This is a genomic window from Bradyrhizobium sp. CCBAU 45389, assembly GCF_028128625.1.
Taxonomy (GTDB): domain Bacteria; phylum Pseudomonadota; class Alphaproteobacteria; order Rhizobiales; family Xanthobacteraceae; genus Bradyrhizobium; species Bradyrhizobium liaoningense_B.
In genome coordinates this window covers 323,936-344,361 of the sequence record NZ_LBIY01000099.1, presented here as the reverse complement: position 1 = coordinate 344,361, position 20,426 = coordinate 323,936, and the positions used below count along the sequence as shown (strand labels likewise).

The 20,426-nt window shown below is 65.5% G+C and carries 21 protein-coding genes; 8 read left to right on the top strand and 13 right to left on the bottom strand.

Going from position 1 to position 20,426, the window contains the following annotated elements; all coding sequences use genetic code 11:
• Window positions 1-30 precede the first annotated feature (30 nt).
• The 7 genes from XH79_RS40790 to XH79_RS40760 all read right to left on the bottom strand — a co-directional run bounded on the left by XH79_RS40790 (window position 31) and on the right by XH79_RS40760 (window position 8,267).
• On the bottom strand, window positions 31-861 hold the full coding sequence (locus XH79_RS40790) for an ABC transporter permease (protein WP_271585370.1): 831 nt from the start codon (window positions 859-861) through the stop codon (window positions 31-33).
• The gene (locus XH79_RS40785; protein WP_271585369.1) at window positions 858-2,108 is read right to left on the bottom strand and encodes an ABC transporter permease; all 1,251 of its coding nucleotides are present in this window, start codon (window positions 2,106-2,108) and stop codon (window positions 858-860) included. Before XH79_RS40785 ends, XH79_RS40790 begins: the two co-directional genes overlap by 4 nt.
• 255 nt (window positions 2,109-2,363) lie before the next feature.
• Window positions 2,364-3,422, bottom strand: a complete 1,059-nt coding sequence (locus XH79_RS40780) for an ABC transporter substrate-binding protein (RefSeq protein WP_271585368.1) — start codon at window positions 3,420-3,422, stop codon at window positions 2,364-2,366.
• A 42-nt stretch (window positions 3,423-3,464) separates the two neighbouring features.
• A complete protein-coding gene (locus XH79_RS40775) occupies window positions 3,465-4,574 on the bottom strand; it encodes an ABC transporter ATP-binding protein (RefSeq protein WP_271585367.1) in 1,110 nt (369 codons plus the stop codon).
• A 107-nt stretch (window positions 4,575-4,681) separates the two neighbouring features.
• The gene (locus XH79_RS40770) at window positions 4,682-6,250 is read right to left on the bottom strand and encodes a DUF4403 family protein (RefSeq protein ID WP_271585366.1); all 1,569 of its coding nucleotides are present in this window, start codon (window positions 6,248-6,250) and stop codon (window positions 4,682-4,684) included.
• 129 nt (window positions 6,251-6,379) lie between these two features.
• Window positions 6,380-7,018, bottom strand: coding sequence for a Vgb family protein (locus XH79_RS40765; protein WP_271585365.1), 639 nt, complete (start codon window positions 7,016-7,018; stop codon window positions 6,380-6,382).
• Window positions 7,019-7,046: 28 nt separating this feature from the next.
• Window positions 7,047-8,267 (bottom strand): helix-turn-helix domain-containing protein, encoded by a 1,221-nt coding sequence (locus tag XH79_RS40760; protein WP_271585364.1) that lies wholly within the window; start codon window positions 8,265-8,267, stop codon window positions 7,047-7,049.
• A gap of 90 nt (window positions 8,268-8,357) precedes the next feature.
• On the opposite strand from XH79_RS40760, the gene XH79_RS40755 reads away from it, so the two are divergent.
• Complete coding sequence (locus tag XH79_RS40755; RefSeq protein ID WP_271585363.1) at window positions 8,358-9,152, top strand: DUF899 domain-containing protein; 795 nt, start codon at window positions 8,358-8,360, stop codon at window positions 9,150-9,152.
• The gene (locus XH79_RS40750; RefSeq protein WP_271585362.1) at window positions 9,145-9,405 is read left to right on the top strand and encodes a hypothetical protein; all 261 of its coding nucleotides are present in this window, start codon (window positions 9,145-9,147) and stop codon (window positions 9,403-9,405) included. Before XH79_RS40755 ends, XH79_RS40750 begins: the two co-directional genes overlap by 8 nt.
• Window positions 9,406-9,437: 32 nt before the next feature.
• Here XH79_RS40750 and XH79_RS40745 read toward each other — a convergent pair whose 3' ends face one another.
• Window positions 9,438-9,935 (bottom strand): GNAT family N-acetyltransferase, encoded by a 498-nt coding sequence (locus XH79_RS40745; RefSeq protein WP_271585361.1) that lies wholly within the window; start codon window positions 9,933-9,935, stop codon window positions 9,438-9,440.
• Entirely contained in the window at window positions 9,932-10,417 is a 486-nt protein-coding gene (locus XH79_RS40740) for an Lrp/AsnC family transcriptional regulator (RefSeq protein WP_212339697.1), read from the bottom strand. Before XH79_RS40740 ends, XH79_RS40745 begins: the two co-directional genes overlap by 4 nt.
• 132 nt (window positions 10,418-10,549) lie before the next feature.
• On the opposite strand from XH79_RS40740, the gene XH79_RS40735 reads away from it, so the two are divergent.
• Window positions 10,550-10,945 carry a nuclear transport factor 2 family protein gene (locus XH79_RS40735; RefSeq protein WP_212339696.1) on the top strand — a complete coding sequence of 132 codons (396 nt, stop codon included), beginning with the start codon at window positions 10,550-10,552 and terminating at the stop codon, window positions 10,943-10,945.
• Between the two features lie 13 nt (window positions 10,946-10,958).
• On the opposite strand, the gene XH79_RS40730 is transcribed toward XH79_RS40735, so the two are convergent.
• Window positions 10,959-11,378, bottom strand: coding sequence for a c-type cytochrome (locus tag XH79_RS40730; protein WP_271585360.1), 420 nt, complete (start codon window positions 11,376-11,378; stop codon window positions 10,959-10,961).
• A gap of 109 nt (window positions 11,379-11,487) precedes the next feature.
• On the bottom strand, window positions 11,488-12,213 hold the full coding sequence (locus tag XH79_RS40725; RefSeq protein WP_271585359.1) for a L,D-transpeptidase: 726 nt from the start codon (window positions 12,211-12,213) through the stop codon (window positions 11,488-11,490).
• A 274-nt stretch (window positions 12,214-12,487) separates the two neighbouring features.
• On the opposite strand from XH79_RS40725, the gene XH79_RS40720 reads away from it, so the two are divergent.
• The 3 genes from XH79_RS40720 (at window position 12,488) to XH79_RS40710 (ending at window position 15,158) form a co-directional block, all read left to right on the top strand.
• Window positions 12,488-13,540 (top strand): glycosyltransferase family 4 protein, encoded by a 1,053-nt coding sequence (locus XH79_RS40720; RefSeq protein ID WP_271585358.1) that lies wholly within the window; start codon window positions 12,488-12,490, stop codon window positions 13,538-13,540.
• Window positions 13,541-13,572: 32 nt separating this feature from the next.
• Window positions 13,573-14,262, top strand: coding sequence for a class I SAM-dependent methyltransferase (locus XH79_RS40715; RefSeq protein WP_271585357.1), 690 nt, complete (start codon window positions 13,573-13,575; stop codon window positions 14,260-14,262).
• 236 nt (window positions 14,263-14,498) lie between these two features.
• Window positions 14,499-15,158, top strand: coding sequence for a hypothetical protein (locus XH79_RS40710; protein WP_212339692.1), 660 nt, complete (start codon window positions 14,499-14,501; stop codon window positions 15,156-15,158).
• Between the two features lie 257 nt (window positions 15,159-15,415).
• On the opposite strand, the gene XH79_RS40705 is transcribed toward XH79_RS40710, so the two are convergent.
• Entirely contained in the window at window positions 15,416-17,080 is a 1,665-nt protein-coding gene (locus XH79_RS40705) for an aminotransferase class III-fold pyridoxal phosphate-dependent enzyme (RefSeq protein WP_271585356.1), read from the bottom strand.
• Between the two features lie 35 nt (window positions 17,081-17,115).
• On the opposite strand from XH79_RS40705, the gene asd reads away from it, so the two are divergent.
• Window positions 17,116-17,979: an archaetidylserine decarboxylase gene (asd, locus tag XH79_RS40700; protein ID WP_212339690.1), complete on the top strand. Its 864-nt coding sequence runs from the start codon at window positions 17,116-17,118 to the stop codon at window positions 17,977-17,979.
• A gap of 64 nt (window positions 17,980-18,043) precedes the next feature.
• Complete coding sequence (locus XH79_RS40695) at window positions 18,044-18,607, top strand: NUDIX hydrolase (RefSeq protein WP_271585355.1); 564 nt, start codon at window positions 18,044-18,046, stop codon at window positions 18,605-18,607.
• Window positions 18,608-18,819: 212 nt separating this feature from the next.
• Here the strand turns inward: XH79_RS40695 and XH79_RS40690 are convergent, their stop codons facing one another.
• Window positions 18,820-20,253, bottom strand: coding sequence for a FecR family protein (locus tag XH79_RS40690; RefSeq protein WP_271585663.1), 1,434 nt, complete (start codon window positions 20,251-20,253; stop codon window positions 18,820-18,822).
• Window positions 20,254-20,426 lie beyond the last annotated feature (173 nt).

Genomic DNA, 20,426 nt, shown 5'->3' with positions numbered 1-20,426 from the left:
TCTCTCCGCAGGCGGGGAGAGGGAGAAGTATCAACCGCTGCCGCTCTTGAGCCGTTCGTTGCGCCGGCGCAGCCCTTCCAGCGTCGCGAGGAGGATGACCGACACCGTCGTCAGGATCACCGCCGCTGCCGTGATGGTCGGGCTGATGTTCTCGCGGATGCCGCTGAACATTTCGCGCGGCAGGGTGCGCTGCTCGGGACCGGCCATGAACAGCACGATCACCACCTCGTCGAAGCTGGTTGCGAAGGCGAACAGCGCACCTGACGCCAGGCCCGGCAGGATCAGCGGCAGGATCACGCGCCGGAACGCTTGAAGCGGCGAGGCGCCGAGCGAGGCGGCGGCGCGCGTCAGATTGGTGTCGAAGCTCTGCAGGGTCGCGCCGACCGTGATCACCACGAAGGGCGTCGCCAGCGCGGTGTGGGCCAGGATCAGGCCGAGATAGCTACCGGTAAGGCCAATCGGCGCGAAGAAGAAATACAGGCCCACCGCGGTGATGACGCCGGGCACGACGACCGGCGACAGCACGAAAGCCAGCACCAGCGGCTTGAATCGGCTCTTCCACTGCGCCAGCCCCAGCGCGGCCAGCGTGCCCAAGACCATGGACAGCAGCGTCGAGGCTATGCCGATGATCATGCTGTTCTTCAGCGAATTCATCCAGCGCGGCGAATTGATGAAGTCGTCGTACCAGCGCAAGGAAAGTCCCGGCAGCGGATAGGTCAGGTACGAGCCCGAGCTGAAGGACAGCGGCATGATCGCAAGGATCGGCGCGATCAGGAAGACGAACACCAGCGTGGAGATGACGATGGTCGCGGCCCACGCGATGCGCTGGCTGGGCGTGCGGAGGGGAGAATTGTCGCTCAATTCTTCATCCCTCCGGTGACCTGCTGGCCCTGCACCAGCTTGCCGTAGACGAGGGCGAGCAGAATGGTCGCCAGCAGCAGCACCGCACCCAACGCCGAGGCGAGGCCCCAATTGGCCGTCTCGGTCGTGTAGAGCGCGATGAAGTAGCTGATCATCTGGTCGGCGGCGCCGCCGACGAGTGCTGGTGTGATGTAGTAGCCGAGCGCCAGGATGAAGACGAGCAGGCTTCCCGCGCCGATGCCGGGCAGCGTTTGCGGCAGGTAGATGCGCAGGAAGGCGGTGAGCGGTGGCGCGCCAAGCGAGGCGGCGGCCCGCATGTAGGCGGGCGAGATCGCCTTCATGCTGCTGTACAGCGGCAGGATCATGAACGGCAGGAGCACGTGGGTCATGGCCACGCAGACACCGAAACGGTTGTAGATCAGGCGCAGCGGCTCGTCGATGATGCCGAGCCAGTGCAGGCTGTCGTTCACGACGCCCTTGCTCTGCAACAGTACGATCCAGGCGCAGGTGCGGACCAGAAGCGACGTCCAGAACGGCAGCAGGACGAAGATCATCAGCAGGTTCGACCGACCGGGCGGCAGCGTCGCCAGCAGATAGGCGACCGGAAAGCCGAGGATCAGGGAGAGTGCGGTGACACCGAGGCTGATGAGGAAGGTGCGGGCGAAGATGTCGCGGTAGATGGCCTGGTCCGGCGGGGCTGCGACGATGGCGCCGTCCGCGTTCCGCGTCAGGTCGAGCGCGGCGAGAAGGTAGAAGCCGGTGACAGGGCCGCCGGCGTCCTTGATCGTCGTCCAGGTGGTGCGTTCGCGCCAGGCCGGATTGATCTTGCCCAGCGTCTCCTTCGCAGTGCTGGGCTCCGGAGCCGCCTTCAGATTGCGTGCCGTGCCGGTCAGGATCGTGCGAAAACCGTTCAGCGCGTAGTTGAGCCGCTTGGCGGCGATCGCGATGGTGCCGGCAGCGCGCGCCGCCAGGATGTCGTTTGCCAGTGCCGCATAGGCCTTTTCATCCGGCAGGTCCTTGCCGTCCCAATCGGCGAGAGCCGCGATCGTTTGCGGCAGAACCTGGCGCACCTCCCTGTCATCGACCGCGCGCCAGAGCATGCCGGCGATCGGGCCTGCGAAGGTGAAGAGCAGGAAGACGAGAAGCGGCAGGACGAGCGCCAATGCCTTGACCTGGCGTGTCCGCTCCGCCCGCCTCAATCGGCGCTTGAGCGGGACCTCGGTCTCGGTCAGGGACGCCGCTGTCATCGCGCGAACCTCTTTGACCGGACGTCCCTCGCCATTTCGGGGCGGTCTGAGCGCGCGCCTCGTCCTTCGAGACGACCGCTTCGCGGTCTCCTCAGGATGAGGCTCCTCGACATCGGTGTCTGTAAGGTCGCTGCCACAGACTCAGACCTCATCCTGAGGGCCCGCCGTAGGCGGGCGTCTCGAAGGATGCGCCGCGGGCGAGCTATCCGCCACGTTTTTCCCTCCGCCTGTGTCGCACGCCGGTGCTGTCGCTTGCTACTTCGCGGCCCATTTGTTGAAGCGCTCGGTCAGGCGGTCGATGTTCTCGAGCCAGAAGGCCACGTTGATCTCGACCGCGTTCTTGATGTTGTCAGGCGCTGTCGGCAGATCCTTCAGGACGGCGGGCGCGAGCCGGCCGGCGGCGTCCTTGTTCGAAGTGCCGTAGGCAATGTTCTCCGACAGTTTTGACTGGTTCTCCGCCTTGCCTGCGAAGTCGAGGAACTTGTAGGCCGCGTCCTTGTTCGGGCTGCCCTTCAGGATGACCCAGCTGTCGAGCGTAAAGAGCGCGCCGTCCCATACCATGCCAAAGTTCTTCTTCTCGTTCTTGTTGGCGGTGTCGATGCGGCCATTGTAGACCGAGGTCATCGCCACCTCGCCGGAGGCGAGCAGTTGCGGCGGCTGGGCGCCGGCCTTCCACCACACGATGTCGCCCTTGATGGTGTCGAGCTTCTTGAAAGCGCGATCGACGCCCTCGTCGGTCGCCAGCACCTTGTAGACGTCCTTCGGCGCGACGCCGTCGGCCATCAGCGCAATCTCCAGCGTGGTCTTTGGGCCCTGACGCAGGGCGCGCTTGCCGGGAATCTTCTTGGTGTCGAAGAAGTCGGCCCAGCCGCTCGGGGCCTCCTTCAGCTTGTCCTTGTCGTAGCCGAGAACGAAATCGTAGAGGATGGCACCGACGCCGCAAGGATTGACCGACGGCGGAATATAGGCGGCCTCGCCGCCAATTTTGGAATAGTCCAGCTTCTCGAACAGGCCTTCCTCGCAGCCGACCGCGAGCTCGTCGCTCTCGACCTGGACGACGTCCCAGGTGGCGGCACCTCCCTGCACCTTGGCGCGCAACACGCCGACGCCGCCGTCCCAGGACTCGTCGTTCATTGGCGCGCCGGACGCCTTCTTGAACGGCTCGAAATAGACCTTCTTCTGGGCATCCTGGTACGCGCCGCCCCACGACACGACAGTGAGGTCGCGCGCCTCTGCGACCGTGGCCAGCGCAGCGCTGGCGCCCAGTGCCGCGGCGAAACCCAGAGCGATCTTGCCAATCTTGCGCTTCAGCATGGTCGTTGTTCCTTCTTCATCTGCGTTCTGTTGATCGTTGCATCATACGGGATCGAGGGCGAGGCAATCCTCGGGCCGGAAGGTGATGGACACGCCTTCGCCAGGTGCAAGACTGTGATGCGCTCCCGGTTGAAGCTTGACCATGAACTCCCCGTTGCCGGCGACCTCGAGCACGGCCAGCGCGTGGTCGCCGAGATAGATGGTGTTCTGCACTCTTGCCGGCAGCCGGTTCGGTCCTTCACCGGCGCTGCCATCCGGAACAATGGCGACACGCTCGGGCCGCACCGACAGCGAGGTCGATGCGCCCGCGCCCGAGACATTGACCGCCCGTGCGGTGACGGCGCCGCCGCCGGCCAGCGCGACGCGGCAATAGTCCTTGTCGATCGTCTCGACGGTGCCGGCCAGCACATTGTTCTCGCCGATGAAATGGGCGACGAAGCTGTTCACCGGATGCTCGTACAGCGCGTCGGGCCTGTCGATCTGCTGCACGATGCCGTCGTTGAACACAGCAATGCGGTCCGACATGGTGAGCGCTTCGCTCTGATCGTGGGTGACGTAGACGACCGTGATGCCCATCGTCTCGTGCAGCTGCTTGATCTCGAGTTGCATCTGCTCCCGCAGGCGCTTGTCGAGGGCGCCGAGGGGCTCGTCCATCAGCACGAGTTGCGGGTTGAACACCAGCGCGCGGGCCAGCGCGACGCGCTGCTGCTGACCGCCGGACAGCTGCCCTGGCCGCCGCTGCGCCATGGTTTCCATCTTGATCATGCGCAGCGCCGCGTTGACACGCTCCTGCACGTCCGCCTTACTCGTGTTGCGAACGGAGAGCGGGAAGGCGATATTCTCCGCGATCGTCAGGTGCGGAAACAGGGCGTAGTTCTGGAACACCATGCCGATGTCGCGCCTGTGCGGCGGCACGTTCTTGATCGGCCGGTCGGCGAGGTAGATCTCGCCATGGGTCGGAACCTCGAAGCCGGCCAGCATCATCAGCGTGGTCGTCTTGCCCGAGCCCGATGGACCGAGCAGGGTGATGAACTCGCCCTTCCTGATGTCGAGATCGAGGTTCTTCACCACGAGGTGCTCGCCATCGTAGGTCTTCTGAATGCCGGAAAAGCGCACCAGCGCCGGCGCAGGCGTGACCATGCCGGCTTCCATGTTGTCCTCGCGTTGTCCCCTACAATGCCGTGTGAGACTAGCACCCTGCGGCGAGAATGCCAGCGTCGCAAGCGGCGAAGAGGCGTGCGGGCCCGGTGAGCGAGGCGCTACATCCCCGACAGCTTCGTCACGGACACATTGAGCGTTCCGCCGGCTTCCGCAACCACGCGCAGCGTCTTGGAGTCGAAGGCGATGTCGGCGAGCGTCAGGCTGTCGATCCTGGCGTCGACCTTGAGCCCGTCCTCGCTCTTCTGGTAGTCGGCGATCGCGGCGGCGATCTTCTCGCGCGCGTTGGCGGCGATCGGCTTCAGGTCGACCGTCGCGTTCTGCACCAGCGCCTGCTGCATCTGTGGCACGACGGCGCGCGCCGCCGCGCCGAGCAGTCCGAAGGCAGCTTCCGACTCGACCGCGAGCTGGATGTCGGCGAGCCGCAGCGTCTGCTGCGCCTGGTCGAGCATCGGCCGGCCCCAGATGTGGACGGTCGCCTCGGCGCCGAGCCCGAGCCAGCTCTTCTTTTCCTTGGCGCGCACCAGGAGCGAGATTAGCAGCCGGTCGCCCGACGGGATCACGTTGACGCTCTTCACGGTGACGTCGACCGGGCCCGAGCCGTCCTCGGGATAGGTGTGGCCGACCATCTGCGCTGCGACGAGCTTGTTGATCTCGGTGAAGGGCACGTCGATCGGCACGGCGATGTTCACGCCGGTGCCGGTCGGCGGCACGATCGAGATTTTTTCAGGGAACGGGCAGTCCGGTTTGGACGGGGCCGAGGTGACGCGCGTCTCGAGCTCGAGGCCGAGCAGCAGCGTCACGTTCTGCGCATCGACGCGTGGTTGCGCCGCGATGGCGCGGGTCGGCTTCATTTCCAGCCAGAGCGGCGGCAGCGCGGCCGATGAGCCCGAGCCTTGCAGCGGGATCGAGCGGCAGGCCTTGGCCCATTGCACCTTGGCGTTCTCGCGCAGCGAGGGATCGTTGCGGATGCGCTCGGAGACGATGTTGATTTGCTCGCCGACATTCTTGTCGATCAGCGGCTTCACCTGCGCCGGCACGTTGACCTTGGCGCCGGAGACGTTGAGGTTGGTGTCGCCGAGATTGACCTGGGCGCCGAGATTGGGCTCCAGATGCCAGTTCGCCGCGAGCTTCGGCCGCGAGGTGACGATGACGTTGCCCTTGATCTCGGCGCTGGCGTTCAGATTCTTGATGTTGACCGCGCCGATCCGCTTTGCGGCGTCACCGCCGAGCACGCTGCCGAGCGCATCGCCGAGCGCGCCGGTGGCCTTCGCCGACAGCGAGCCGGTCACGTTGAGCTTGCCGGAGAGCGGCGTCGAGATCGTCAGCACGTCCTTGTCGCCGGCAGCCGCCATCGGTCCGCGCACCGCGGTCCAGCCGATATCGGCGTTCTCCAGGATCTGCGAGATCGGATTGTCGGCCTTGCCGGCGAAGTTGCGCGGCGCGGCCTTCTCGGCCTGCTCGCGGATCGCCGACAGCGCAATAGCGACCGGCGCGACCACGATCGAGCTCTTTGCGACCGGCGGCAGCGGTGGCAGTTGTGCGACCGGCGGGGCGGAATTCGTCGCGCGTGGCGCGAGCCAGTCCATCGCCTTCAGGCTGATGAAGAACGACGCCGCGAGCACCACGACGGCGATCAGGATAGTCTTCAGATTCAACGTCAGTCGCATCAATCCCCCAAGCCGCCCCGGTGGGGATTTTACAGGGCGGGCGAGGAGGGCGCTAGAGCGCACCAAGGGGGTGGAATTGGGGCAAACAGGTTAACAGTCGCTAACGCGCAATTGCCGCGGATCGCGGGACTAGCCGCGCCGCGGACGGCGGACCGCTCTCACATTGCCGCGATCTCCGCCGCCGCAGTAGAAGCGGTCACCGCCGTCGGACTCCAGGCCCGAGACCATGGTGCCTGCGGGCAGGTCGAGCTGCTCCAGCACCTTGCCCGTGTCAGGATCGACCCTCCTGATGTCGCTGTCCTCGCCTTCCCAGGTGCCGTGCCAGAGCTCGCCATCGACCCAGGTCACGCCCGTGACGAAGCGCTTGCTCTCGATGGTGCGAAGAACCTTCCCTGTGGCCGGATCGATCTGATGGATCCTGCGCTCCCGGTATTGACCGACCCAGAGTGAGCCCTCCGCCCAGGCCAAACCTGAATCGCCACCGCCACCGGGCGCGGGGATGGTGGAGATCACCTTGCCGGTCGCGGCGTCAATCTTCTGGATGCGGTCTTCGGCGATCTGGAACAGGTGGCGGCCGTCGAACGCGGTGCCCGCATGCGCGGCGACGTCGAGCGAGCGGTCGATCCTGCCGCTGGCCGGATCGACCGCGTTCAATCTGTCGCCGGATGCGAACCAGACATGGGTGCCGTCATAGGTGACGCCATGCACGGCTTCGACGCCGTCAAAAGGTCCGTATTCCCTGACGATCTCGGCGGCTGAACGCTTCATGTGCCTGGTCCCTGTGAGGTGTTCCACCTTACGTCTTCAAGAGCGGCGTGGGGAGTAACAAGCCTGTCGGGAAACCCGGGACCGGCGGCGTCATCCAGCGGCGCGCACGTCCGTGCCCGAAGCTCTGGACCTTGTTCGACCGCGCCAGCTCCTCGAGGGCCCGCTGCACGGTGCGCGGGCTGATCCCAAGCGCAAGGGCGAGCGCGGAGCTCGACCACGGCTCGCCGTCGGTGAGAAGGGCGAGGACGGCGGCGTGCTTTTCCTCCATGGGCCGCGCCAGCACGAGGACGTCGCGCGTCTTGCGCGGCGCCAGCACGAAGCCTTGCTTCGTCGCGCTGATGTCGGCCAGCGGCCCGAGCTGGGTGCGGAGCCGGCCGATCTCGACGCGCAATCGCGCGCGGTGCGACTCATCGACGTGCCTTGCTTGAAACGCACCAGCAATCAACCTCTCTCGCGCGACATCCGCGGGCCATGCCTGCGCCAGAAGGCGAGCGAGTGCGAACAGCACCGGCCGCGTTCCGAGCGGCACGGCCACGCCTTGCCTGCGCACGACGTGATGGAAGGTGTCCACCACGAGCGCCGTCGAACTCGCCAGCCGTTCGACCTCTCCGAGCAGCAGCGGGTGTTCGCTGCCGCGTGCGATCAGGCGCGCTGCCGGGGTGTCGAGGATCAGGTTCGCGCTGTCGACCTCGGCCATGAGCGCCGGGATTTTTGCTAGCCGCGCTGCACTGCCTGCGCGGTCGAGCGCTGCCCGGGCATCCCTCGTTTTCAGCCGCCGGATCGCGATGCCGGCAACCACGAGCTCGCGCACGACTTGCGACGCCGGCGGGAGCGGGGAGGCGCGAAGCGCGGCCAACGTGCGCTCGGCCTCGTCGAGCCGCCCGAGGAGAAGAAGACGGCGCGCCTCGATGTGGCCCGCATGGGCCGCATTGGCGAGATCGCCGTGCTTCTCGAGCGTCGCGCGCGCCGCCGCGAGCGTTTTCACCGGCCATCCCAGATCGCGTGAGACCAGCGCGATCTCGGCTTCGGCCACCACGCATCTTGCCCGCGCCACCGCCTCGCGCGGACCGAAGGCGCGCGCGGCGCTGCGCAGCAGCGTCTTGGCCTTGGCGAGATCGCCGAGCTGCGCCATCGCGATGCCGCGCAGCGCCAGCGACGGTGCATCGTTGCGCAGCGCCACGCGGTTCAGCGCGCCAAGGGGATCGCCGGCCTCCAGCGCCCGCGCGGCGGCCGTGATCAGCGACTCCATGTCAATCCCGCCACACTTGTTACTCCCACCGCGCAACCGCTTGGTGCCAGAAATCGTTGGCAGGACGTCAAGCAAACGCTTTGGAGAGTCATGATGACATCAGCAGAAAAAGCCGGAACCAACGGACAGACCGCCATGCAGACCCCGCCGGTGGTGTCGCTGCAGGACTGGGAGGCCGCCCGCCAGCAACTGCTCGTGAAGGAAAAGGCGCATACCCGTGCCCGCGACGCCCTGGCCGCCGAGCGCCGGCGCATGCCATGGATGGAAGTTGCCAAAACCTATGCGTTCGAGGGGCCCGGCGGCAAGGTCAGTCTGGCTGATCTGTTCCAGGGCCGGCGGCAGCTGATCGTCTACCGCGCCTTCTTCGAGCCTGGTGTGTTCGGCTGGCCCGATCATGCCTGCCGCGGCTGCTCCATGGTGGCCGACCAGGTCGCCCATGTCTCGCACCTGAACGCCCGCGATACCACGCTGGTGTTCGCCTCGCGCGCACCGCAGGCCGACATCGCGCGCTTGAAGAAGCGGATGGGCTGGACCATGCCCTGGGTCACCGTCACCGACAGCTTCGATGCCGATTTCGGCGTGGACGAATGGCACGGCACCAACGTGTTCTACCGCGACGGAATGCGCATCTTCCGCACCTATTTCATCAAGAGCCGCGGCGACGAGCAGATGGGCGGCACCTGGAACTATCTCGACATCACCCCGCTCGGCCGCCAGGAGGTCTGGGAGGATTCGCCGAAGGGCTATCCGCAGACGCCGACCTACAAATGGTGGAACTGGCACGACAGCTACGAAGAAGGCGCCGCACCCGACAAGAGATGGGTCGAGGTCACAGACGCCGGCGAGAAGGCGTTTCGCAAGGAGGCCGCGGAAGGCCGTGACTAGTCCCGTCAGCGCAACTGCGCCCGCCGGCCGCGATGGCGCGATGGCCGCACGCCGCCTCGCCAGATGGCTGGCTCTGGCGGCGACGCCGACCTTCGCGGTCATGGCCATGCTGACCGCCGTGATCAGTGGCGGCCCGGCGGACATGCTGTGCGGTGCCGGGCAGGGGTCTCTGCTCGGCGGCATGGTGCCGATGTATCTCCTGATGAGTGCGTTTCATTCGGCGGCTTGGCTGAGGTTGATCGCAGAGCGGTGAGGCGCCATCCGATGAGAACCGGATGGCTTTTGTCACTTGCCGCTTCGGTCGAAGAACAAGGCCATCAGGATTTCATCGAAGTATCGGCCGTCCAGCTTGAGGGCTTCCACCTCGCGGCCGTACTCAACGAACCCGGCGGCCGTGTAGAGCCGGATAGCGGCCGCGTTCTCGCTGACGACGGCAAGCTGGAGCTGTTCGACCCGCTCTGCGGCATGTGCTGCGACCGCGTCGACGAGGCGTCGCGCCATGCCGGATTTTCGCGCATCGGGGCGTACATACATGCCCCAGAGAACGGCCTTGTGCTCGGTCTTGGCGCCTTCTTGCCGCCAGAAGCCGGCGACGCCGACAAGCTCCGCCGCGATAAAGGCGCCGAAGACATCCGACGTCGTGAGACGCTCCTCGAACCAGGCAAGCGGCTTTTCCTGCTCGCGCGCGAACGCACTGGCAAAGGCTTCGGGATGCGCGGCGAGGGCTTCCAGCCTGATCGGGCGATACAGCGCCGCGTCGGCGGATGTCAGCAGTCTGATCATGACGAAGCCAGGTGCGCCAGCGGCAGAGGTGCGCCGGCCTTGAGCGTCTGGAGCGCGATGCTGCTGCGAACCTCCTGCACGATCGGCAGGTTGAGCAGCTTGTCGACGAGGAAGCGCTGGTAATCCTCGAGCTCGGGCACGACGATCTCGAGGAGGTAGTCGGCTTCGCCGGAGACGAGGTGGCAGGCAACGACCTCGGGCATGGCAACGACGGTCCTTTCGAAGCTCAGCGCCTGGTCGTTGGCATGGCCGTTGATCTTGACCCCGAGGAAGGCCGAGAAGCCGAGCCCGAGGCGGCTGCGCCGCAGGGAGGCGCGGTAACCGTCGATATAGCCGTCCCGTTCCAGTCGACGCACCCGACGCAGGCAGGGCGACGGTGACAGTCCGACCTTGTCCGCCAGCTCGATGTTGCTCAGTCGGGCATTGGTCTGGAGTTCGGTGACGATGCGCCGGTCGATCGCATCCAGCTCGCATTTTGGCATGAACCGCATCCTGTTGGATCGAGAAGGGCGCAATATTGCGCCCGAGCCGTCGAGACTAGCCCAGTTCGCAAGGACATGCCTCGGCTTTCCGTGGGATGGGTTGCTCCGATCTTGTTGCTGATGGAGTGAGCCATGACCGAAAGCCCGAACATCGCCCCTCTGCTGGAGGCCGTCGAACGCTACTTCACGCTGATGTACGACAACGACGTTTCGCAGTTCGACCGCGTCTTTGCGCCGACCGCGCAGCTCCACGGATTTCGCGATGGCGAGTTGCGGATATTGCCGGTCCGCGACTACAGGACGATGCTGGCCTCGACCCCGTCGCCCAAGTCGAAGAACGCACCCCGCCTTCAGGAGGTATTGCTCATCGATCTGGCGTCGCCAGTGCAAGCCTTAGTGAAGGTTCGCGTTCGGATCGATCTGCTCCAATACGTTGACTATCTCGCATATCACCGCATCCACGATGTCTGGCTGATCACGGCGAAATCGTTCCATGTCGAGCGACGGCATGAGCCGGTGGCCACCTAGCGCCGCCGCAATCCTATTGCGCACCCGCCGCCTGCAGATACGCAACCACCTTCGCCGCTTCCTCCGCCGAGACACCGCCGTAAGGCTGCATCTTGTTGCCGGATACGACCTCGTCCGGCTTGACCATGAAGCGGGTGAGCTTGTCCTGGTCCCAGACGAAGCCGGCTTCTTTCATCGAGGACGAATAATTGTAGTCCGGCAGCGAACCGGCCTTGCGTCCGACGATCTTGTTGAGGTTGGGACCAAGGCGGTTGTCGCCTTCCTTCACGGAGTGGCAGGTGCGGCAGGCATTGTTGAAGGCCTGCTGAGCCGCCGGATCGCTTGCCGGCTGCTGCGCCACGGAGGAGGGGGCGGAAAGGAGCGACGTCAGGGCTCCCGCACCGACAATCGCGCGCAGCCATGTGCTTGGCGATGTTTGCAGGCGTTGTCGCATCTGCGCCTCCATGGCGAAGCGCGCCGCGAGCGCGCGCCGGAATGTCGAGGGCAAACGAAAACGGCCCCGGTGGGTTCCGGGGCCGTTTGCGTCACAATGTCCTGTCGCTTCAGCGCGTCGCGGCGCCGAGATCCGCGCGGCGTTCCGTCATCGGCAGCACGATCACCTTGGTGCCGACGTTGACGCGGGAATAGAGGTCGGTGACGTCGTCATTGGTCAGGCGGATGCAGCCGGACGAGACGCGCTTGCCGATGGTCTCGGGGGCGTTGGTGCCGTGGATGCGGTAGATGGTGCCGCCGAGATACATGGCGCGGGCCCCTAACGGGTTGCCGGGGCCGCCGGCCATGTGGCGCGGCAGATAGGGCTGGCGGGCGATCATTTCCGGCGGCGGGGTCCAGGCCGGCCACTCGGCCTTCCTGGTCACCGACTGGATGCCCGACCAGGTGAAGCCGTCGCGGCCGACGCCGATGCCGTAACGCAGCGCCTGGCCGTTGCCGAGCACGTAATAGAGATAGGTGTTGGGCGTATCGATGATGATCGTGCCCGGCGCCTCGCGCGTCGCGTAAGCGACGGTCTGGCGGCGGAAGCGGGCCGGCGTCTCGACCACGTCCTGATCATCGGACGGCTCGGTCTGGTAGGTTGGCGCCTGATAGGGCTGATACGGCTGATAGGGTTGCAGCGGCTGCGGCGCGGCCATCGGCGGCAGCGGCTGGAAGAACGGGAAGAGCTGCACCGGCGCGGCCTTGGCCGGACCTGCGAATGCGATCGCGGAGATCGCGACTGCGCCAAAAGCAACGGCGCGCGAATACGTCTTGAACGTGCCCAGATTGAACATTGATCGCCCCTGTTTGCGCGGGTGTTCGTGGTCACCCCGGCACCGTTGCGGTGCTCCGTTGCGTAAATCACTACGGGAAACAAGTTTCGGGACGTTTGCGCGGAAAACCGAAAACGGTTTCATCGCGGCAAGGATTGTTTCATGACAGTTTCGTGGCCGCAGGGCTCCGTTAACAAACAAAACAGCGGGCCGACACTTCTATGACGTCACACGCCTGAAATATCCTTGGTTGATGGTCGAAAGCCGAGAATCATCAAACTCTCGGGATTTCTCCATGCGGGTATTAATCGCGACTGACGCCTGGCATCCGCAGGTCAACGGTGTGGTCCGCACCCTGACCTCTCTGGCGAACGCGGCCAAGGCGCTCGATGTCGAGATCGACTTCCTCACCCCGGACGGCTTTCCGTCCTGGCCGCTGCCGACCTATCCGGGCCTGCGCATCGCGCTGCCGAGCAGCAAGGAGATCGCGCGGCGGATCGAGAAGGCGGCGCCCGAAGCGCTGCACATCGCAACCGAAGGCCCGATCGGCTGGGCCGCGCGGGCCTATTGCCGCCGCAACGGACTCGCCTTCACCACCTCCTATACGACCCGCTTCCCGGAATACGTCTCGGTGCGGACGGGCATCCCCGATGCCGTCGGCTATGCCGTGCTGCGCCATTTCCACGATGCCGCCGCCATGACCATGGTGGCGACGCCCTCGCTGCGGCAGGAGCTGTCGGAGCGCGGCTTCAAGCGGCTCGGCTTCTGGACGCGCGGCGTCAACACAGAGCTGTTCCATCCCGATTATCCCGCCAAGCTCGACCTCCCGGGCCCGATCTTCATGACCATGGGCCGTGTCGCGGTGGAGAAAAACCTCGAAGCGTTCCTGTCGCTCGATCTGCCCGGCACCAAGGTCGTCGTGGGCGACGGCCCGCAGAAGGCGGCGCTGGAGAAGAAGTATCCTGATGCCGTCTTCCTCGGCGAGAAGAAGGGCGCGGATCTCACCGCGCATCTGGCCGCCGCCGACGTGTTCGTGTTCCCGAGCCTGACCGACACCTTTGGCGTGGTGCAGCTCGAGGCGCTCGCCTGCGGCACGCCGGTTGCGGCGTTTCCGGTGACGGGTCCCAAGGACGTCATCGCCGATCATCCGATCGGCGCGATCGACCATGATCTGCGTACCGCGTGCCTGCGCGCACTCACCATGTCGCGCGAGACCTGCCGCAATTTCGCGCTGGAGCGTTCCTGGGAAAACAGCGCGCGCCAGTTCGTCGGAAATCTCACGTCACTTCAGCCCAGCCGCGTCCTGCGCGCCTCGCCTCGCATGGCGCGGCGGCCGGTGCGCGGTTGATCTCAATTCGAACCACAGCGAGAACCTCATCGATGGCTAAGATCATGAACCTTGACGGCACCCAGCAGCTCGACCTCACCCGCGGCACGGTCGAGCAGGCCTACGATCGCTGGGCGCCCGTCTACGATCTCGTGTTCGGCGGCGTGTTCGCCAAGGGCCGGCAGGCGGCGATCGCAGCCACCAACAAGATCGGCGGCCGCGTGCTCGAGGTCGGCGTCGGCACCGGCATCTCGCTGCCGCTCTATGCGCCGCACCTGCGCATCTTCGGCACCGACATCTCGGAAGCGATGCTCGACAAGGCGCGCCAGCGCGTCGCCGAGGGCAAGCTGAAGAACGTCGAGGGGCTCGCGGTGATGGACGCCGAGAAGCTCGAATTCCCCGACAACTCGTTCGACGTGGTGATGGCGCAGTATGTCGTCACCGCCGTGCCGAATCCGGAGAAGGCGCTCGACGAATTCGCCCGCGTGCTGCGTCCCGGCGGCGAGCTGATCATCCTGACGCGCGTCAGCGCGGATGCCGGCATGCGCCGCTTCATCGAGCAGAAGCTGCAGCCGGTGGTGCGTCCGCTCGGCTTCCGCACTGCCGAGTTCGCCTGGTCGCGCTACGCGAAGTGGCTGGCCGGTGCCAAAGGCGTCGAGCTCGCCGAGCGCCGCCTGATCCCGCCGCTCGGTCATTTCTCGCTGGTGCGCTTCCGCAAGGTCGACGTCGCCAAGGCGGCCTGACTGTCGCTCCTCATGGTGAGGAGGCGCGAAGCGCCGTCTCGAACCATGAAGGCCCCCGCTGCTGCAGCTCGGCCTTCATCCTTCGAGACGCGCGTGCCGCGCTCCTCGGGATGAGGAGAGAGAGTAAGACGTGCGTCATCGCGCCGCTGCACATCGTCACATGACAAAATGATGATGTCACACGGCCTACATCGAATCCCTGTAAATCCTGAACCCGAAAGCATTTGGGGGAGAGCATGATCAAGAACTATCTCGAGCAGCTGCGGATCCAGCGCTGGGACGACCATCGCTACTATCACCACAGCCGCATCAATCAGAGCCTGCACTTCGTCAGCGCGCTGAGCTTCCTCTTCGCCTATGTCTGGCTGTTCATCGATCCCGTGGTCTCCGCGCTGGTCGGCTGGCTGGTCTCGATGACCTCGCGCCAGGCCGGTCATTTCTTCTTCGAGCCGCACACCTACGACCACATCAACCAGGCGACGCACGAGTACAAGGAAGAGATCAAGGTCGGCTACAATCTTCAGCGCAAGGTGGTGCTGATGGCGATCTGGGCGCTGTCGCCGCTGGTGCTGGTCGTCGATCCCACGCTGTTCGGCCTGTTCACGCCCTGGGCCAGCGCGACCGACTTCATGCGTCAGGTGGCGAAGATCTGGCTCGTGGTCGGCGGCGGCGGTCTTCTGTTCCGCACCGTGCACCTGTTCTTCATCCGCGACGTCGAGACCGGCCTCGTCTGGATGACCAAGATCCTGACGGATCCCTTCCACGACCTGATGCTCTATCGCGGCGCTCCGCTCGCTTTGATGCGCGGCGAGCTGATGGACCCCGGCCTGCACCTCAACCCCGAGCACACGCTGGGCCTCATCAACGAGCCCGTGCTCGAAGAGCAGCACGCCTGAGCGCGCGGCGCACACAACACACTCCGATGTCTGATGGTTACGTCATGCCCGGCCTCGTGCCGGGCATCCACGTGTTGGTGGCTGCGAATGCGGTGCTTCCTTCGCCTCGCCCCGCTTGCGGGGAAGTGGCATCGAGCGCTGCCACAGATGCCGTCATTCCGCGATGGTCCGAAGGACCAGACCCGGAATCTCGAGATTCCGGGTTCGGCTCTTCGAGCCGCCCCGGAATGACAGTAGTTACGTGGGCAGAGCCAGCCTCAGCGCCCAAACCGCCTGGCCAGCATCTCTCTCAAAATCTGCCGCTTGATGTTCTTGTTGGTCAGCACGCCGTCGTGCCACCAGAAGCCATCCGCCTTCATATTCCCGGCGGCGCGGACGAAGCGTTCGGCGACCTCGGTGAAATCCGCATCGGTGTAGTTGAGGCTGAAGATCAGCCGTCCGGTGCCGACCCAGCTCAGCGCCAGGCCTTCAGCGCGCAAATAATATTGCAGCATCCAGTTGTAGCGGGACGGCGTGGTGTATTTCACCGTCCAGATCGACGAGAAATTGGCGAACCGCACCGGCAGGTCGGCGCCCTCCATCATCTCGTTGAGCTTCCTGATGCGGCCGTTCCAGGTTTCCTCCAGCCCGTCATAGACAGCGCGAAAATTCGGGCTGGCGAGCCGGCTCAGGAACTCGTCCATCGCGGTCATGACGTAGGGATGCGAGTTGAAGGTGCCGCGGGCAAAGCAGATGTCGGCGGGACGATCGTCGCGGAAGCGGCGCATCAGTTCGCGTTTGCCGCAGACGACGCCGACCGGCAGGCCGCCGGCGAGGCTCTTGCCGTAGGTCACCATGTCGGCCTTGACGCCGAAATATTCCTGGGCGCCGCCGGCGGCGAGGCGGAAGCCGACGAAGACCTCGTCGAAGATCAGCACGATGCCGCGCTCGGTGCACACCTCGCGCAGCTTCTTCAGCCATTCCGTGTAGGCCGCGCGATCGAAATTGCCGCCGCGGGAGGAATCGACCAGCGAGGAATCGCCGGGCGCGTTGGCGTTCGGGTGCAGGCCCTGCAGCGGATTGACCAGCACGCAGGCGATGTCTTTGCGCGTGCGCAGGACATGCAGCGTCTTCTCCGACAACTCGGAGAGGGTGTAGGTCTCGTGCGCGGGAATCGGATTGCCGACGCCGGGCTGCACGTCGCCCCACCAGCCGTGATAGGCGCCGGCGAAACGGACGAGATGCGTGCGTTTGGTGTGGTAACGCGCCAGCCGCACCGCCTGCATCACGGCCTCGGTGCCGGACATGTGGAACGAGACCTCGTCGAGGCCCGAGATCTGGCAGAGCCGCTGCACGTTCTCGAGGATGACGGGGTGGTAGGGGCCGAGGACGGGACCCAACGCATGCGCCCGCTTCTCGGAGCCCTCGATGCATTCCTTGTAGAAGTCGTTGCCGAAGATGTTGACGCCGTAGGACCCCGTGAGGTCGTAGGAGGTGTTGCCGTCGACATCAGTGACGGTGACGCCGCTGGACGATTCCATGAAGGTCGAGGTGCCCAGGTGCTCGCGGACGAGGCGCGAGAACTGGAACGGCACGCGGTAGCTCTCGGTGAAGTTGAGGTCGGAGATCGTCTCCGCCGCCTCCTTCGTCATCGCGCGACCCCTGGGGTAGCGCTCGGCGTAGAGCTTGGCGAGGCGGAAGAAGGCATCTTTGCGCTGCTTCACCACGTTGTCAGGCGCACCGTCGCAGCCGAAGTATTTGTCGCCCTCGAACTCGTAGAACGGGAGCAGCTTTGCCACCCGGCGCGACATCTTGGAGTGCCCCGCGAGCGAGCGGTGCTTGGCGCGGGAGAGTTCGACCCGCGCCTTGATCTTCGGGAAGACGGCGGCAGCAGACGCTGCGGCGGCCACGGACATCGAGAGAATCGGGAGTGTCGTTTCCATGACAACAAGCGCTAATACTGTGAGCTGACAGATTCATGACAGTCAAAGCCCTCATCGCCTCTTTCACCCAGCAGGAAGACCTCAACTTCCTGTTGACCAACCGCATCCCCCGCGCGGCGCTGACCCGCTTCATGGGCTGGTTCTCCAAGATCGAGAATCCCCTCGTGCGGGACTTCTCGATCGCGCTGTGGAAGCTGTTCTCCGACCTCGATTTGTCGGAGGCGCGCAAGACCCATTTCAGGAGTCTGCACGATTGCTTCACCCGGGAGCTGAAGCCGGGCCTGCGGCCGTTTGATTCCGACCCATCCATTGTTGCCAGCCCATCCGACGGCATCGTCGGTGCCCATGGGAAGATCGCCGACACCGAGCTGTTCCAGGTCAAGGGCGCGCCCTATTCGCTGCTGGACTTGCTTGGTGACTCAGCGCTGGTCGAGCAGCACCGCAACGGCTCCTTCGTCACGCTGCGGCTGACGTCGAGCATGTATCACCGCTTCCACGCGCCCTATGACGCGCATATCGAGCGCGTCACGCTGATCCATGGCGACGTCTGGAACGTCAACCCGATTGCGCTGAAGCGGGTCGAGCGTCTGTTCTGCAAGAACGAACGCGCGGTGATCCGGACGCATCTTGCGACCGGCGAGGCGGTGACGCTGGTGCCGGTGGCCGCGATCCTGGTTGCGAGCATCCGCCTGCACTTCCTCGACATGGTGCTGAACGCGCAGACCCGCGGGCCAGTCAACTTTCCCTGCGACGTCAAGGTGAGCAAGGGCGAGGAGCTCGGCTGGTTCGAGCATGGCTCGACCATCATCATCCTCGCGCCCGGCGATTTTACCTTCTGCGATGGTATTGGCGAAGGCACGCGCATTCGCGCGGGTCAAGCGCTGCTCAGGAGAAAGTAGCCTTCAATCCGCCGCGCCCGCCACCTATATCGTCTTTCGGGGACGACGATACTGGATGTGAGCGATGGCGCGGGCGCCGGTGATGGCGGCGGGTGGTATTGTGCTGCGGCGGGGAGCGGTGCCGCTGGTTGCGGTCGTGCGTCAGCGCAAGCGCAATGAATGGGTCTTGCCCAAGGGCAAGCTCGACGACGGCGAAACGCCGAAGGAAGCCGCGCATCGCGAGGTGCTGGAGGAGACCGGCCACGACGTCGCCGTGCACGAATTTCTCGGCACGCTGGTCTATCAATCGGGCGGCCGCTCAAAAGTCGTGCATTTTTGGCGGATGGAGGCCGACGGCGGCCCGGTCCGCAAGCTGACGAACGACATCAAGGCGGTCGACTGGCTGACGCTGGACGATGCGATCGCGCGCCTGTCGCGCGAATACGAACGCGCCTTCCTGACTCAGATCGGCCCGATCGCGCTCGCGGCGGCAGGACTGGCGCCATCGCCGGCACTGGAGCCGACGCTGGCGGCGGACGATATTGATGCCGCCATGCAGACGTTGACGCCGGCTGAGGCGGCTTCCGTTGATGAGTTGCGACATGGTTTGCTGCAGAAGGTGAAGGCCTGGCTGCGCGGCGAGGCGTGAGCTGTCGCGCGCTGCTCGCGGATGAATCTGCATCCGCCAGTTGGTGCGCTTGAGATCGTACTCGCTCCTTCCAAATCGTCATTGCGAGCGTAGCGAAGCAATCCAGAATCCCTCCGCGGAAGGATTCTGGGTTGCTTCGCTGCGCTCGCAATGACGGAGGAGAGAGCCGCCGCGTTGATGCTGCACCCTCTCCCGCAAGGAGAGAAGGAATGTCACCGCCGCTCTTTCTCCTTCGGTGGTGGAGCGGGTTTGCGCGGCGCGGCGGGGCGTTGCGTGGCGGGGACGCGCTGCTGGAATCCGCCGGGGCGCTGCACGCTCGGCTGCCGTGCTGCAGGCGGTTGTCCCGGCTGCACGCCGGTGTGCGGCTGTTGCTGCTGCGGGCCGGGTTGCGGCATCGCGCCCGGCTGTGGCAGCACGACTCCTCCAGGCTGCATCTGCCCGCCGCGCGACGGCTGCGTTTGCTGCGTGCCGTTGGGCTGGGTGGCCTGTCCAGGGCGCGATGCACCTGGACGCCCTGCGCCTTGTTGCTGGCCGGGCTGCTGCTGCCCCTGACCCGCGCGCTGGCCACCCGGCTGCACCGCGCCGCCTTGTCCTTGGCCTTGCCGCTGCGGCGGCTGCGCGCCTTGGCGGCCCGGCGTGCCCGGCTGTTGCTGGCCCGGACGGTTGTTCTGGCCGGGCTGGCCGTTCGGCCGCTGCGGCTGTTGGCCAGGTGCGGTCGTCGGCCGCAATTGCTGTTGTTGCGGCGGTTGCGCCGGCCGCGGAATGCGGCTGATCGCGGCCGGGTTGGCGCGGCGGAAGTCGCGCTGCTCGGTCACGATCTGCCGGCCCGTGGTCTGGGCCAGATGCACCTGGCTGACGAAGCCGCGGTCGCGTGCGATCTGCTGCGCGGGAATTGTAATCGGCACGGCCGCAAAGCGCATGCCGGCGCCAGCCGCGCCAGCACGAATGGCAAAGCCGCTCGCGGCTTGCGTCAGCGCGCCGAGCCGCGCGCCGCTAGAGCGGTCGTTGACCTCGATGTGGCCGACCCGGCCGTCGGCGTCGGGATAGAGTTTTATGTTGACGTTATTCGCAGTGTTCGCGGTCGCGTTTTCGGGCACGTCGACGACGCCCGTGGTGCCGCGGATGCCGAGCGTCGCGGTCGGCGTCGCGATCTTCATGTCGCCGGTCTTCGCCACCGCAGCCGCAACGAAGGCGACCGTGCCCTTGCCGATGTCGAAGATCGCCGAGTTCTGCTTGCCGCCGTCCTCATAGACGTAATTGTCGATGGTGATCTTCGCGCTGGCCGAGAGGTTGAACGTCGTCGCATCGTTGAATGTGATGCCGAGCGAGGAGTTCGACGAGGTCTGCACGATATCGTTGAGATAGATGTCGTCGCGAACCCGCAGCGGATAGGAATTCTTGTCGCGGATCACGGTCGCGATCCCCGTGACGGTCGCGACGTTGCCGATCGGCTCGACGGCGGTGGCTTGTGCGTCCCCGGCCGGTGTTGGTGAAGCTGACGGCGCCGGTGAAGGCGCGGGCGTCGGCTGGGCCTGCGGCTGTGCTTGCGCAAGCTCGATTGCATCGGATGCATATGCGGAGTTTGCGCCGGCCAGCGGCAAGGCCAGCAGCGGGAAAGCAAACACGAAGCGGCGCCAAGCCACCATTGAAGTCACGAGGATGTCCCGGTGAGAACGCGAGGCGAGATCGGCCGATATCAGCCACATCAGGCTGAATGGCGGATGAACATTTATCGCACGGGAGGAGCGAACGTTCAAACGCCACGTCCCGGTGTCAGGGACGTGGCGCCATCATAAGAACAAGAAGGCTCGTCAGCCGC